10 protein-coding genes are annotated in these 14762 nt (G+C 69.6%); 6 read left to right on the top strand and 4 right to left on the bottom strand.

The features are described 5' to 3' along the window. Positions 1-7: 7 nt before the first annotated feature. Genes IAI59_RS10665 through IAI59_RS10650 form a run of 4 tightly spaced genes read right to left on the bottom strand, consistent with a single transcriptional unit; the run spans position 8 to position 4819 of the window. Positions 8-1729: a TIGR03016 family PEP-CTERM system-associated outer membrane protein gene (locus tag IAI59_RS10665; RefSeq protein WP_207443792.1), complete on the bottom strand. Its 1722-nt coding sequence runs from the start codon at positions 1727-1729 to the stop codon at positions 8-10. Between the two features lie 4 nt (positions 1730-1733). Continuing rightward, positions 1734-2678 (bottom strand): P-loop NTPase family protein, encoded by a 945-nt coding sequence (locus IAI59_RS10660; RefSeq protein ID WP_207416545.1) that lies wholly within the window; start codon positions 2676-2678, stop codon positions 1734-1736. Continuing rightward, entirely contained in the window at positions 2675-4189 is a 1515-nt protein-coding gene (locus IAI59_RS10655) for an XrtA system polysaccharide chain length determinant (protein WP_207416544.1), read from the bottom strand. Before IAI59_RS10655 ends, IAI59_RS10660 begins: the two co-directional genes overlap by 4 nt. Before the next feature lie 3 nt (positions 4190-4192). Then, complete coding sequence (locus IAI59_RS10650) at positions 4193-4819, bottom strand: XrtA/PEP-CTERM system exopolysaccharide export protein (protein WP_207416543.1); 627 nt, start codon at positions 4817-4819, stop codon at positions 4193-4195. A gap of 405 nt (positions 4820-5224) precedes the next feature. Between IAI59_RS10650 and IAI59_RS10645 the strand changes: the two genes are divergently transcribed. The 6 genes from IAI59_RS10645 to IAI59_RS10620 are packed head-to-tail and all read left to right on the top strand — an operon-like array spanning position 5225 to position 14616. After that, positions 5225-6496, top strand: a complete 1272-nt coding sequence (locus tag IAI59_RS10645) for a sugar transferase (protein WP_207416542.1) — start codon at positions 5225-5227, stop codon at positions 6494-6496. Continuing rightward, the gene (prsK, locus tag IAI59_RS10640) at positions 6493-8610 is read left to right on the top strand and encodes an XrtA/PEP-CTERM system histidine kinase PrsK (RefSeq protein WP_207416541.1); all 2118 of its coding nucleotides are present in this window, start codon (positions 6493-6495) and stop codon (positions 8608-8610) included. Before IAI59_RS10645 ends, prsK begins: the two co-directional genes overlap by 4 nt. Beyond that, positions 8607-10040 carry a PEP-CTERM-box response regulator transcription factor gene (prsR, locus tag IAI59_RS10635; protein WP_207416540.1) on the top strand — a complete coding sequence of 478 codons (1434 nt, stop codon included), beginning with the start codon at positions 8607-8609 and terminating at the stop codon, positions 10038-10040. Before prsK ends, prsR begins: the two co-directional genes overlap by 4 nt. Positions 10041-10056: 16 nt before the next feature. Then, positions 10057-12858 (top strand): XrtA/PEP-CTERM system TPR-repeat protein PrsT, encoded by a 2802-nt coding sequence (gene prsT, locus IAI59_RS10630; RefSeq protein WP_207416538.1) that lies wholly within the window; start codon positions 10057-10059, stop codon positions 12856-12858. A gap of 3 nt (positions 12859-12861) precedes the next feature. Then, entirely contained in the window at positions 12862-14211 is a 1350-nt protein-coding gene (locus IAI59_RS10625) for a putative O-glycosylation ligase, exosortase A system-associated (RefSeq protein WP_207416536.1), read from the top strand. Positions 14212-14253: 42 nt separating this feature from the next. Continuing rightward, the gene (locus IAI59_RS10620) at positions 14254-14616 is read left to right on the top strand and encodes a hypothetical protein (RefSeq protein WP_207416534.1); all 363 of its coding nucleotides are present in this window, start codon (positions 14254-14256) and stop codon (positions 14614-14616) included. Positions 14617-14762: the final 146 nt, after the last annotated feature.

Raw genomic sequence — 14762 nt, 5'->3', positions numbered from 1 at the left:
GCGCCTCTCAGAAAGTCTGCCGCAGGCCGGCGATAATGGTGTTCTGCAGCGCGCGGCCGGAAGAGTTGTCCCCGAACCGATCAAAGCGCGAGCGGTCGAAGGATGCCTGGTTGGACCGGCTGCTGCTGATCAGCTGCAGCGAGCCCACCAGCCCGGGCTTCAACTCGCTGAACAGTGAGGCCTGCACCGAATACACGTTGCCATCGCCGAAGCGCGCGGACTCGTAGGTGCCGTATTGCAGCGACAGGCTGGTCGAGGTCGACGGGCTCAGCGAGTGGCTCCAGGTGAAGCTGGCGGAGTTGCCGCTGGTCGGCTCGGTGAAGGTGCCGGGATCGACCGATACCGGCGTCCGCTCCTCGCGCAACAGCGTCAGGCTGAAGGTGTCGCGGTCCCAGCCCTGGCTGATCGTCGCGGTGCCGGTGCGCGTGCGCATGACGCTGCTTTGCACGCCCAGCAGCGAGTTGGCGAAAGGCTGCACGATGGGGCCGCCCGTGTTGCGGTCCACCGGGTTGCCGAGATCGTCCAGCGTGGTGTTGGTCAACAGGTCGGCGGCGCGCTGCGCGCCCGTGCCGATCCGCTCGCCGTAGCTGCCGTAAAGCCGGGTGCGGACGCCCAGCCCGACGGTGCCCTCGGCCTGCACCGAGTTGAAGCCGTCATGGTGCCCGTAGCGTACCGTCACCCAGCTGTCTTCGGAGAAGGTCAGCCGTGTGCCGACTGACCAGATGGCTTCTGACAATTCAAACGGCGGCAGGCCCGAGTAGCGCTGCTCCTCGAAGCCGATCTCACCCAGGGCGGATACGAACCGGTTGATGGCATAACGCCCTTCCACCGCGGCGGTGCGGCGATAAGCGCCATCCAGCACGCCGGTGCCGATATAATCGGTGGAGATCAGGCGGCCTTCCAAAGCCAGCCGGCCGAACTCCTCGCCGCTGCGGACCACGGCGTAGAACTCATGCGCCGTGAAGTCCTGGTCCTGGAAGTACGGCAGCCCGTTCGGGCCCAGCAGGACGGTGTTGTCGCGGCTGTCCTGCGTCACGGACTGGAACGCGTAGCCGAGCTGCAGGTTGGCGGTGCCGCCGAAGCGCTGCAGGATATAGGGCGAGATCTGGAAGCTGGTGGTCTGGATGGTGTTGTCGCGCGAGGTGGTGTTCTCGCCACCCTGGTTGTAGCCGCCACCCGCCGCCTGCCGGGACGCGCTGCCACGCAGGTCCAGGAACAGGAATTCCGGCACCAGGGTCAGCAGCACCTGACCGTTGAAGTTGTGATCGACGCCGGATTGCGAGGTGCCGTTGGCATAGTAGCGGTAGCTCGGGTCATAGCTGACCACGCCCTGCGCCCGCGCCGTATCCATCGTCACCAGCACCCCGGGCGTGATCGAGGTCACGAACTCGGCCTGCTTGTTGCGCCGGGTCTGGTTGATGTTGTCGGTCGCCAGCTGCGAGATGCCGAGGCTGGGCACGATGTTCCAGCCACGCTGCTGCCCGGCATCCGCCCCAGTATCGACCGCAGAGCCGAAGGGCAGGCCGAAATCGCCCAGCCGGACCGGGCTGGAATCGGCACCGCCCGAGGCACCTTCTGCCACGTCGCTGCCGCTCAGGATGCCCGGGCGGCTAATTGATCCCGACCCGAGGCCCGAGGAGCCGCTGCCCGACAGGGGCCGGGGCTGGGCATGCGCGGGGCTTGCCAGGGCGAGCCAGGTGGCGGCGGCGGCCAGGGACGTGCCGCGCATCAGTTCAGCCCGCATGAGCGGCACCGTAATCACCATAGGCGCCGAAGCTGTCATTCGCCGTCAGCGTGGTGCGGTTGAGCAGAAGCTGCAGCGACGGGCAGGCTTCCATCATGTCCAGCGCCGCCTCGACCTCGTTGCGCTGCGTGCGCTCGGCATCGACCACCACCACCACCACGCCGGCAATGGCCGACAGCGCGTTGGCATCGCTGGTGGACAGGCTGGGGGGCGTGTCCAGGACCATCACATGGTCGGGCATCGCCCGTGCCATGCGGGTGATGGCATCCGCCAGCGCCGCACCGGACGGACGCGAGCCGGCGCCCGGCGTGATCTGACCGAAGGGCAGAAAGAACAGGCGCTTGATGGCGGTGGCCATCAGGGGCGCGCGGCGCTCCTGCGGCGCCGCGGTCAGGCCGCACAGGCCTGGCGCCTGGCCGGCGCCCAGCGCCTCGCTGATCGCGCCGCGGCGGCCATCGGCATCCACCAGCACCACGTTGCGGGTGCTGTTGCTGGCCATGCAGGCCGCCACGTTCAACGACACAAAGGACTTGCCTTCGCCCGGCCGGGCGCTGCTGACCAGCACCACGCGGTTGCGGCCATTGCCCGCCTCATCCATGGCGCGCAGGATCTGCTGCTGCACCAGGTTCATTTCCTCCATCACCCGGCTGCGCACCGTGCCGAGGGGGGCCGCGACCATGCCGGCGGACACCAAGGTGTCCGTGGAGATGACCGGCCGCTGCTCCGGCTCACGCGCCTGAGCGGGGGCCGAAACGGGGGCCGACGCGGGGGCAGCCACCGCTGCCGCCGGTGCCCCTTGCGGCTGTGCCGCAGGCGCCGCCGGCGCCGGGGTCAGCGGCGCCGGCGCGATGGGACGAGGAAGGCGGCCATCGGTCTCGGCCAGTGCCTCCACGGCACGTTCGACGAGATGGGCACGACCACGGGGCAGGCTCATGCGAGCATCCTCAAGACGAGACCGGGTATTCCGGCCATGACCGCGCCGAAGGCCACCAGCAGGGCCACGACACCGAAGGCGAAGCCCACGGCCGCCCCCGTCTGGCGCGGACGCCGGGTGGCAGAGATGCTTCCTAGCACGGGAAGGCCAAGCTTGCGCAGATCCTGTGCCGTGTAGAAGCCCTGATCCAGCTGCGACATCACCAGCGCGATGAAGGCACCGGCGCCGAGGCCTGCGACCAGCACGCCGGTCAGCAGCAGCGGGCGGTTGGGCGAGGCCGGGCGGGTCGCCAGCGTCGGCGGGTCGATCACCTCAAGCCGCACGCGGTCCGAGCTGTCGCGCGCCGCGCCGGCGATGGTCAGCGCCTCGCGACGGGCCAGCAGCTCTTCGTAATTCTTGCGCAGCACGTTGTAGTCGCGGTCGAGGTTCAGGAACTGCGCCTGCAGTTCCGGCTCGGCACGGGCAACGCCGTCCAGCCGCTCGACTTCTTCGCGCCCTGCCCGCTCCTGCCGCTGCAGCGAGCTGATATGCGTGTCGACATCGACCAGCCGCACCTTCAGCTCCTCGTACAGGGGATTGGCGCGCGGCGCGGAGGACGAGCCGAGGACGCGGCTGCTGCCACCACCGCCACCGCCGCTGCGGGCGGCGGCCAGGGCGCGGCGGGCCGCGATCACGTCGGGGTGCTGGTCGGTGAAGCGCAGCTGCAGGTCGCGCAGGTTGCGCTGCGCGGCCTCCACCGCCGGGTCGCCGCCGCCACCGATGCGGACTTCCGGCTGAGCCAGCTGCGGCGGCGCGGCATCCAGCTGCTGCTGGGTGATCCGGCGGCGCATCTGGGCGTCTTCCAGCTCACCCTGCACCTGCACCAGGCGGGACCGGGCGGATTCCAGGCGGGACGCACCACCCAGCGCCGCATTGGGCAGCAGGTCGATGTAGCGGGCCTGGAAATCGGCGCGGCGGCGCTCCGCCTGCCGCAGCTGCACCTCGTAGGAGGCGATCTGCTGCTGGATAAAGGAGCGCGCGCCTTCCATCTGCTGCCGGTCGGTGTTGGTGGCCGCTTCCAGGAACAGGGTCAGCGTCGCCTGCACCACCTGCTGCGCCACGCGCGGGTCGCGGTCACGGTACTCGATGGTGAACAGGTTGCGCGTTTGCGGGGAGATACGGATCTCCCTGGCCAAGCGCGCCACCAGCTGCGACCGCTCGGTCGAGCCGTTGACGCGCTTGTCCAGCTCCGTGTTGACAATCACCTTTTCCAGGTTCGGGGCGCTCAGCAGCGTCCGCTGCAGCACCTCCACCTGGCTGGCCGGCGAGCTGTCGATCGCAATCCCTCTCAGCAGCGTGCCCAGGATGGCGTCGGCATCAGCGTAGATCCGGGCGCTCGAATCGAACTGATTCGGGATGGTGTAGACACCGGCCCAGCCGAGCAGGCAGACCAGCCAGCCGACCATCAGCGCCTTCCAGCGGTGCCGCCAGCCGGCAGCGAGCTGCCGCCGAGAGAAAGTGCGAAGATCCATGACTCAGAACCAACCCTGCGGAATGACCAGCGTATCGCCCGGCTGCATCGGGATGTCCTGGGAAATGTCACCGTCACGCAGCAGGTCGGCCAGCCGCACCGGGATCACCTGCGCCGGCCCGTTCGGGCTGGTGCGGCGGACGATCTCGGCGCGGTTGCCGGAGGCGTAGCGCGTCAGGCCGCGGGTGGCGATCATCACGTCCAGCACGGTCTGGCCATCGCGGTAGGGCATCGACATCGGCTGGGCGGCTTCGCCGATCACCCGCACCTGACGGCTGGACGGGCCGACAAAGGAGCGCACCATGACGGTGACGTTCGGGTCGCGCACATATTCCTTGAGGCGACCCTCGATCACCCGGGCCAGCCGGGTGGGCGTCAGGCCCGCGGCATCGATGTCGGGCACCAGCGGCAGGGAGATCCGGCCGTCCGGGCGGACCGGCAGGTCGCTCTGGCTCAGCTCGGGCGCGCGGTACACGAACACATTCAACGTGTCGCCCGGGCCCAGCAGGTAATCAGACGCCGCCTCGGGGGCACTGATCGCCGGCGGCGGCGTGGTTGGCTGGCCCGCACATGCGGACAGCGCCAGCACACAAAGGATGCTGGACGATATTCTGACGAAACGACCGGTCATCGGCGGGGTCCTGCTTCGCAATCGGGTCGAGGGATGGAGCGCACCGGTTGGCCGGCGAACCTGCCTCCGCTACTGGCCCGGACGTTAACAGAAGCCGCTCCAGCTGCAATGAGAAATTTACACCTTGGCTGGAAGAACAGTTATGAAAAATGACGCTTTCAATGTTTGTCATTTCAGACAGAACGGAAATTTACATCAATTTATGCATTTTTTTTCGTCTTGATTACTGAGATTTTCATAGTACGCAAATGAGAATTATTGACGAATCCCTTCCAAAACTCCGGCCTTTAGTGCTAACGCTGCGTTACCGAAGCCCCAGAGGCTCTGCAGACGAGGTCGGCGATGACGAGCATGTTCGGCCATAACATTCGTTCCGAACTAGTATTTCTCTATCTATCGGAATTTTTGGCGGTCTTTCTGGCCGCCTATCTCCTGATGGCGGCCGGAATGCCGGCCGGCTATCCGGTGGATCACAGCCGCGCGGCCTTGGTCGCGGGCCTGCTGGCGCTGTCGTCCGGCGTGGTGTGCAGCGCCAGCGGGCTTTACCAGCCGCAGCTGCTGTCCGGCATGCGCCGGCTGCTGATCGGCACCGGCCTTGCGGCGCTGCTGCTGGCGATGGCCACCTGGCTGACGCTGATGCTGCTGACGCCCGCGTCGCTCCGTGCGCTGTATCCCGGCTTTCTGCTGGAGATGCTGCTCGGCTGCATCGCCGCCGTCATCGTGACGCGTCTGGCCTTCACCCTGCTGCTCCGGCGCGGCTTCATGCGCCGGCGCATCCTGATCCTGCCCGACGCGGACAGAAACAATGTGGAGCCCGAGGCCGGCAACAGCGTCTTCGACGTGTCCCGCCTGCCGGTGTCCGAGGACCCCGCGGCCCTGCTGCGCAATCCGGAACAGCTGCGCGCCCGTCGCATCTGGGCCGTGGTGGCCCCCGCCGCCCTGCAGGACGACCAGACCCGGCGCGCTTTTGACGCCGCCGGCATCCGCCTGCTGAACGATGCCGAGTTCCAGGAATGCCGCCACAACCGGGTTGCCACGGATCAGCTGGCACCCGACTGGCTGCAGCGCACCGGGCGCTCGGACGGCCGCCTGCAGTCCTTCCTGCGCCGAGCGTTCGACATCACGGTGTCTCTGGCCCTTCTGCTGGTGACACTGCCGGTGATGCTGGTGGCCGCGCTGATCGTGAAGCTGGACAGCAAGGGGCCGGTGTTTTACCGACAGGAGCGTGTCGGGCTGAACGGCAAGGTCTTCACGCTCACCAAGTTCCGCAGCATGGTCGTGGATGCCGAGGTCGGCGGCGTGGCCAAGTGGGCCACCAAGCGGGACTCCCGCGTCACCCGCTTCGGCCGCTTCATGCGCCTGACCCGGATCGACGAGCTGCCGCAGATCCTCAACGTGCTGCGCGGTGACATGGCCTTCGTGGGCCCCCGCCCCGAGCGCCCGGCCTTTGTGGCCGAGCTGGGCCGGATCATCCCGCATTACGATGACCGCGCCTGCGTGAAGCCTGGCATCACCGGCTGGGCACAGGTTAACTATCCCTACGGCGCTTCCGTGGAAGATGCCCGCATGAAGCTGGCCTACGACCTTTATTATGTGCGGCGCCGCAGCCTGTTCCTGGATCTGCTGATCCTGGTGGCCACCGTGCGCGTCGTGCTGTTGCAGGAAGGGGCGCGGTGACCGACGCGGCCTCCCCGCTGCTGTACACCGGCTGCGCCGCGGCGTGCTTGGCCTGGGGCCTGATGGCCCTGGTCAGCGGTCGCGGCCGGCGGGCGTTGTGGCCGGCTGCGGCCTGCCTGGTCGCCGCTGCCTGGGCCGCCTCGGTCGCCCTGGCGCCGGCGGACCCGACAGGCGGGCTTTCGGGGGGGCTGGAGATCCTGCGCGTCGGCACCGGCTTCGCGCTGCTGGTGGCCGTGGGGCATCGCGTCGGGGGGGCGGCCGCCTGGCCGCTGCTGCGTCGCTTCGCGCTGGCCGGCGCGGTGGTGATGCTGTTGGCGTTGTCCACCTTGTTTCCGGACGTGGTCGGCCTGCTCAGCGTCGCCGCGCTTGGCTCGCCTTCCGTGCTGGCGCGGCTGACGCTGGTGCTGCTGGTGATGCTGCTGGCCGAGAACCTGTACCGCAACGCGGATGACGCCGCCCGCTGGCATGTGGTGCTGCCCTGCATCGCGCTCGGCGGCCTGGCCGCGTTTGACGTCATTCTTTACGCTCACGCGGCGCTGACCCGCGCCCCTTCCCCCGCCCTGGCCGATGCGCGGGCGGTGCTGACCGCCCTGGTCATGCCGCTGCTGGCGCTGGGCGCGGTGCGCGACCGCCGCTGGCGGCGCAACCCGCCAGTATCGCGGCAGGTGGTGTTCCATGGCGCGACGCTGCTGGTGGCCGGCAGCTTCCTGCTGGCCGTCGGCGCGGTGGGCGAGGCACTGCAGCATCTGAGCGAGGACTGGGCACGGCCCGCCGAGCTGGTGCTGTGGTCCGGCACCGTGGTGGCGCTGGCGCTGGCCACCACCGCCCGCTCCTTCCGCTCGCGCCTGCGCCGCTCGCTGGTCGACCACTTCTTCACCGCCCGCTACGACTACCGGCAGGAATGGCTGCGCTGCGTCGCCACCCTGTCGGCGCCCGAACTGACCGCCCCGCTGCGCGCCATCCGCGCCGTGGCAGACCCGGCCGACAGCCCCGCCGGCATGCTTCTGATGCGCGAGCCCGCCGCCGTGAACGGCGACTTCGAATGGGCCGGCTCCTGGAACAGCCCGGAAGCCCCCTTGTCGCTGGCCGCCACCCACCCCTTGGTGAAGCGGCTGCGCGAAGGCGACTGGATTTCCGAGGTGGCGCCCGAAGAGGCGGCCGCGCTGCGCGGCGCCTGCGGCCCGCTGTGGCTGGCCGTGCCGCTGATGCACCACCGCGACGGCCTGCTGGGCATCGTGCTGCTGGCCCCGCCCCGCGCGCCGCTGCCGCTGGACGGCGAGGTGTTCGACCTGCTGCGCAGCCTGGGCCGCGAGGTGGCGATGTTCCTGGCCGAACGCCGCAGCGCGGAGCGGCTGGCCGAGCAGCAGCAATTGCAGGACCACGCGCAGCGCTTCGCCTTTGTGGCCCATGACGTGAAAACGGTCGCCAGCCAGCTGACCATGTTGTTGTCCAACGCCGACGCCAATATTCATGACCCGGAGTTCCAGCGCGACATGCTGCTGACCGTCCGCGCTTCCGCGACGCGGATCAACACCTTGATCGCCCGGCTGCGTCAGCCGGAAGAGGAGGCCGCGGCGGATGATGCCATCGAGCCGCTGCAGCGGCTGCGCCAACTGACGGCCGACCGCGCCGTGGAACTGCAGGACGACGGCCGCCCGGCGCTGCGGGTGGCGATGGGTGCGGAGCCGTTCGATGCCGCGCTGACCCATCTGCTGAACAATGCCGCCGAAGCCTCATCCCCCGGGCAGGCGGTTCAGGTACGGGTTCGCCATGGGCAGCACCGCGTGGTGATCGACATCGCCGACCAAGGAATAGGCATGACCGCAGAATTCGTCCGCGACCAACTGTTCCGCCCGCTGGCGACGCAGAAACCGCTGGGCAGCGGCATCGGGGCCTGGCAGGCCCGTGAACTGCTGCGCCGTGCCGGGGCGGACCTTGAGGTCTTCAGCCGGCCCGGCCAGGGCACGACCATGCGCCTGACCTTTCCTGCCCTGTCCACGCCCGCCACGGCGCCGGACGGAGCCGTTTCCTCGGCCTCCCCCCAGGCCATATCCCCCAAAGCAGCCCCCTTTCCCGCCATCCCCCAGGCCTGCCCGGAAGCCGTGTACCCATGAGTCGCCCTAAGCTGCTGATCGTCGAGGATGATGCTGGATTGTGCGCCCAGTATCGCTGGGCATTTCCCGACTGCCGCGTTTTGCTCGCCAGCGACCGCAAACAAGCCGAACAGGTGGCCCGCGCCGAGCAGCCCACGGCGGCGCTGCTCGACCTCGGCCTGCCGCCCGACGCGGAAGGCGTGACGGAAGGCTTCGCGACGCTCGCGGCGCTGACCAAGCTGTGCCCCGGCATGCCCATCGTGGTCGCCAGCGGCCAGGGCCAGCGCGAGAACACGCTGCGGGCAATCTCGCTCGGCGCCTACGACTTCTGCGAGAAGCCGGTGGACCTCGCCGTGCTGCGCACCATCGTGGACCGCGCCCTGCGCCTGCGCGCGCTGGAGGAGGAGAACCTCCGCCTCGCCGCCATGCCGCGCCCCAGCCCGATCCGCGACATCGTCACGGCCGACGAGGCGATGCTGCGCATCTGCCACACCGTGGAGCGGCTGAGCCAGGTGACGGTGCCGGTGCTGCTGCTGGGCGAAAGCGGCACGGGCAAGGAGGCGCTGGCCCGCGCGCTGCACGACATGGGCCCGCGCGCCCGCAAGCCCTTTGTCGCCATCAACTGCGCCGCCATCCCCGAGCCGCTGCTGGAAAGCGAGTTGTTCGGCCACGAGCGCGGCGCCTTCACCGGCGCGGTGAAGCAGGTGGTCGGCAAGATCGAGGCGGCCAACGGCGGCACCCTGTTCCTGGACGAGATCGGCGACCTGCCGCCCGGGTTGCAGGCCAAGCTGCTGCGCTTCCTGCAGGAACAGGTGATCGAGCGCATCGGCGGCCGCAGCCTGATTCGCGTGGACGTGCGCGTGGTGTCGGCGACCAACCAGCCGCTGGAAGAGCAGGCCGAGGCCGGGCGCTTCCGCGCCGACCTGCTGTATCGCCTGAACTCGCTGACCATCCGCATCCCCCCCCTGCGCGAGCGCGGCGAGGATTCGCTGCTGCTGGCCCGCTGGTTCCTGGCCCGCTACGCCCGCGAGTTCGGCCGGCGGCTGCGCGGCCTGGATGCTTCCGCCGCCGAGGCGATCTCGGCGTATCGCTGGCCGGGCAACGTGCGCGAGCTGGGCAACAGGGTCCGTCGCGCCGCGCTGATGACCGAGGGCCAGACGATCTCGGCCACCGATCTGGAACTGACCGCGCCGGACGCACCGGCCGAGAACGACCTGGACCTGCGTGCCGCCCGCCTGCGGGCCGAGCGCTCGACCATTGAGCGGGCGCTGGCACGCAGCAACGGCAGCCTGGCTGCTGCGGCACGCTTGTTGGGCGTCAGCCGGCCGACCATCTACGGCCTGCTGGAAACGCATCGCCTGTCGCCCAACCACAACCCGCCGGAGCCGGCCGTGGCAGCGCCGGTCGCCGCGGATCAAGCAGTCGATCCCGTATCCGGCAAGACGAGCTGAGCAGGACACACCTCCCATGCGCCGCACCCCCCCGATGCTTCGCCACATCCGTTCGCCGCTGATGCTGTCCGGCGCGCTGGCGCTGGCGCTGGCCCTGCCGATGGCCCCCGCCATCGCCGCCGGGCCGATGGAGGCCGCCCAGGCCGCCGAGGCGCGGGGCGACATCCGCGCGGCGCAGGCCGAATGGCGCAATGTCGTGCGCACCACGCCGGATTCGGCGGAGGCGCATGCGGCGCTGGCCCGTACCAGCCTGGAGATCGGCGACATCGACCTCGCCGAGCGGGAAGCCCGCGCCGCCCTGCAGCAGGGTTTCAACCCCTTGGCGGGCAATGCGCTGCTGTACCGCAGCTTTCTGGCCTCGGCCCGGTACGAGGCCCTGTTGCGGGACTTTCCGGAAATCGAAGCCCCGGCCGACCAGGCCGCGCAGCGCGCCGCCGTCCGCGCCCAGGCGCAGCTGGCGCTGGGCCAGAAGGATGCCGCCGCAGCCTCCGCCGCGCTGGCCGAGCGCCTGGCGCCCGGTTCTACCGATGCCTTGCTGGCAGCCAGCGGCGTGGCACTGGTGGGTGGCGACCGCGCTGGCGCGGAGGCCCTGCTGGACCGGGTGCTGGCGCGCGAGCCGAACAACGCCGAAGCGCTGTTGCGCAAGGGTGGCCTGCAGTTCGAGCGTCGTGACCTGACGGCCGCCACTGCCAGCTTCGGCAAGGTCATCGCCCAGTCGCCCGGCAATGTCGCGGCGCTGCTGCGTCGCGGCGAAGCCCTGTTGCAGCAAAACCAGCAGGCCGCCGCGCGGGCCGACATCGATGCGGCGCTGAAGGTGCTCCCCGGCAGCACCCCGGGCATCTACCTGAACGCCCTGTTGCTGGCGCGCACAGAGAACTGGCAGGCGGCCGATGCCGAGCTGCAGAAGCTCGGCCCGCAACTCGGCAACTTCCCGGACGGCTACCTCGTGCAAGCCACGGTCAAGCGGGGCCTGGGCCAGATGGCACAGGCGGAAGATGCCGCGCGCCGCCACGTGGCACGCCAGCCCACCGACCCACGCGGCGCCAAGCTGCTGGCCGCCATTGCCCTGTCCGCCAACCGCCCGGATGACGCGGCGGCGACGCTGGAAACCCTGAAGGCCCGCGGCACCGCCGATGCCGAGGCCCTGGACCTGCTGGCGCGCGTGCAAACCAGCCAGGGCCGCCCGCGCGATGCGGCGGAGACGCTGAAGGCCGCTGCCGCGCTGGCCCCCGACAATGCCGGCATCCAGACCCGCCTCGCCGCCGCCCGCATGGCGGCCGGTGATCCGGATGGCGTGGTGGAAGCCGCCAACCGTGCCATCCAGCTTGGCGCCACGGGTCCGGAAAACCGCCAGCTCCTGGCCTTCGCTGCCTTGTCCCGTGGTGATATCGCGACCGCCAAGGCCGAGATCGCGAAGCTGCCCCCGGAGCAGCGTGGCAATGAAGCCGGCCTGATGCTGGATGCCACGCTGCAGATGATGCAGCGCGACCTCCCGGCCGCCCGTGCCGCCTTTGAGGCGGCGTTGAAGGCCGCGCCGGCGTCCAACCCCGCGCGCGTCGGCCTCGCCCGCGTCGCGGCGATGGAAAACAAGCCGGCTGAGGCCGAGGCCTTGCTGTCCGCCGTGCTGAAGCAACAGCCGAACCACGCCGAAGCGATGGCGCAGCTCGCCGCCGCCGCGATGCCCGGTGCGCCGCGCGCCGCTGAAGCGCGCAAGGCCTTGGAGGAAGTGCAGGCGGCCAACCCGGCCGAGCCCGCCCTGGCGCTGACGCTGGCCAACGTCTTGCTGCGCGCCGACGAAGCCCCCAAGGCCGTGGAGCTGCTGAGCAGCGCGCCGCTGCGCGCCAAGATGAACCCCGCCCTGTCCATCGCGCGGGCCGAGGCGCAGGCTGCTGCCGGCCAGTGGACGGAGGCCGAAGCGGCCAGCCGTCAGGCCCTGGCGGAAGCCCCGGATTCGATCGTCGCCCGGCGGCAGCTGGCAAGCATCCTGGTGCACAACGGCGATGCCAAGGGCGCTGAGCTGCTGTTGCAGCAGGGCCTGCGCATGCAACCCGCGGACGCGGCCTTGCAGCAAAGCCTGCTCACGGTCGTGCTGCAGTCGCAGGGTTTTGAGCCTGCGTCGGCACTGGCCGACCGGCTGTCCAAGCAGGCGAGCGCCCAGCCGGCGTCCCGCAGCCTGCCCGGCGACCTGCTGATGTCCGCCAAGCGTCCCGAGGATGCAGCCCGCCGCTACGTGACGGCGTATCGCGAAACCCCGTCCGGCGATCTGGCAATACGCCAAGCCATTGCCTGGCGGACCGCCGGCAAGCCGGCCGAAGGCGGCGCTGTGCTAAACGACTGGCTGGGCCGCACGCCCAATGACACCGCGGCGCTGATCGTGATGTCCGACCTGGACATCCAGGCCAACCGCCTGGCGGATGCCGAACGCCGGTTGCGCGCCGCGATCGCGCTCGCGCCGCAGGATGTCGCGGTGGTCAACAACCTGGCCTGGGTCGCCGGTGAGCGCGGGCTGCCGGATGCACGCGCCCTGGCCGAACGCGCCTACGTGCTGTCGCCCAACCCCGAAACGGCCGATACGCTGGGCTGGATCATGGCCCGCACCGGCGATGCCGCCGCCGCCGTGCCTTTGCTGAAGCAGGCCGCCGCTCAGCGTGGCACGCCCGACCCCGCGGCCGCCTATCGCCTGTCCTACGCGCTCAACGCCACCGGCGCCAAGCAGGAGGCCCTTGCGGCGCTGGAGCCGGCGCTGGCCGGCAACGCGGCTTTTCCGCAGCGGGCGGACGCCGTGAAGCTGCTCGCCACCCTGCGCGGCGGTCGCTGACCGATGCGTGACGCCGTCTTCATGCTGGCGATGGTCGGGCTGCTGCCCATCGTCATCTTCCGGCCGTTTGTCGGCATCCTGCTGTGGTCCTGGATTTCCTTCATGAATCCGCACCGGTTGGTGTGGGGCGCGGCGTCGGAAATGCCCTGGGCCATGGCCGTCTTCGCCGCGACGCTGCTGGGTTGCCTGATCGCCCGGGAACCGAAGCGGATTCAGGTCAACCCGGTCAACCTCCTGGTCCTGGCGCTGATGGTATGTTTCACCATCACGTCCCTGACCGCGCAGGGCATGCCCGACGCCGTCTGGGCCAAGTGGAGCCAGGTGATCAAGGTTCTGACCGGTCTGATGCTGACGGCGGCACTTTTGACCGAGCGCCGGCGGGTGCATGCGCTGGTCTGGGTCATGGTCATTTCGCTGGGCTACTACGGCGTGCGCGGCGGCGGCTTCACGATCCTGAACGGGGGCAGCTACCGCGTTTGGGGTCCCGAGCAGACCATGATCAATGACAACAACCACCTTGCCGCAGCGCTGCTGGTCAGCCTGCCACTGATGCACTACCTGCGGCTGCAATCCAGCCACAAGCTGGTGCGCCAAGGCCTGCTTGTGGCCATGGTGCTGACCCTGCTAGCCGTCGTCGGCAGCTATTCCCGTGGCGCCTTGCTGGGCTTGCTGGCCGTATCCTTCATGATGTGGCTGCGCAGCAAGCAGAAGGTGGTATCGGCCGTGGTCATGGTGGCGGGGCTGGCGGGGGCCATCGCCTTCATGCCCGGTGACTGGGGCGGCCGCATGGAAAGCATCGGCAGCTATCAGCAGGATGAATCCGCCAGCGAACGTCTCGTGCTTTGGCAGATCTCGGCCAAGCTGGCCGCCGCGCGCCCGCTTGTGGGGTCCGGTTTCACCGGCCCCTACAACCGCGCCGTGGTCGATACGGTGGCCCCCGGCGGGCCGGCTCGCGCCGTGCACTCAATCTGGTTTGAATTGCTAGGCGAGCAAGGGTTTCCGACGTTCTTCGTCTGGGTCGGGTTGACGGTGGCGGGCATGTTCAGCGCCATCCGCCTCGCCCGCATCACCCGGGACCGCGAGGATCTCCGCTGGGCGCATGATCTGGGCCGCATGGGACAGGTCTCGATCGTTGCTTACTTGGTCAGCGGCACGTTCCTGTCTTTGTCTTACTGGGACTATTACTGGACCTTGCTGGTCGTGATCGGCTCCGCGCTGGTGATTGCCAAGCGCGAACTGGCACAGCAACCCGCATCCACCCTCACGCCGGCGGCGGCGGTAGCCCTCGGCGGCTGGCGCCAGCGCGCCTCCGTCGGAAGGCGCCCGGCCCTTGGGCAAAGCGTCCGCGCATGACCATCACCACCATGCTTCCCCCGTCACCGAAGGACGACGACGTTGGATAGCCTGTATTTCGTGGCCATGATCGTTGGCATCGCCTGGCTTGCGCTTTGGACGGCGCTGCCGGACGGGCTACCTTTCGTCTCGCCCTTCGACGTGGCGGCCACCGATGCCTCGAAGTCGGAAGCCGAGGCTCAGCCCGTTCCTAAGAAGCCGGTGGTGGCACGCATTGCCGAGGCCGTGGCGCCCCGCCCGGCTTCCGCACGCACCAACGCCGCCGCATCCTGGCGGCAGCGCATGCAGCCACGCCGGGTGGATGTCGCTGCCGCGGAAGCGGCGGCGGGCCAGCCCGAACGGCGCCCGGTAGCATCCTGGCGGACCCGCCGTGACCTTCCATCCGGATCGCGACGCCGGCGCTGAGGCCGAGACACCCGTTGTCCCCATTCAAGGAACAGGTGCTGTCCCTGGCCCGTTTGCCGGTCGCACGGCCAACCTGTCGACGCGAAAGAGCCATTCCATGCCCCGCTTCGCCGAACCCATGAGCCGGATCTGCACCACACTGTGCC

Origin of the sequence: Roseomonas haemaphysalidis (assembly GCF_017355405.1) — a bacterium.
GTDB classification, from domain to species: Bacteria; Pseudomonadota; Alphaproteobacteria; order Acetobacterales; family Acetobacteraceae; genus Pseudoroseomonas; species Pseudoroseomonas haemaphysalidis.
The sequence above is the reverse complement of the archived record's forward strand: the minus strand, read 5'-3'. Positions and strand labels throughout refer to the sequence as shown.

Coding starts and splice junctions, on each gene's coding strand:
- IAI59_RS10660 (WP_207416545.1), bottom strand. CDS start 2,678: ATGAGCCTGCCCCGTGGTCGTGCCCATCTCGTCGAACGTGCCGTGGAG.
- IAI59_RS10665 (WP_207443792.1), bottom strand. CDS start 1,729: ATGCGCGGCACGTCCCTGGCCGCCGCCGCCACCTGGCTCGCCCTGGCA.
- IAI59_RS10650 (WP_207416543.1), bottom strand. CDS start 4,819: ATGACCGGTCGTTTCGTCAGAATATCGTCCAGCATCCTTTGTGTGCTG.
- prsT (WP_207416538.1), top strand. CDS start 10,057: ATGCGCCGCACCCCCCCGATGCTTCGCCACATCCGTTCGCCGCTGATG.
- IAI59_RS10625 (WP_207416536.1), top strand. CDS start 12,862: ATGCGTGACGCCGTCTTCATGCTGGCGATGGTCGGGCTGCTGCCCATC.
- prsR (WP_207416540.1), top strand. CDS start 8,607: ATGAGTCGCCCTAAGCTGCTGATCGTCGAGGATGATGCTGGATTGTGC.
- IAI59_RS10655 (WP_207416544.1), bottom strand. CDS start 4,189: ATGGATCTTCGCACTTTCTCTCGGCGGCAGCTCGCTGCCGGCTGGCGG.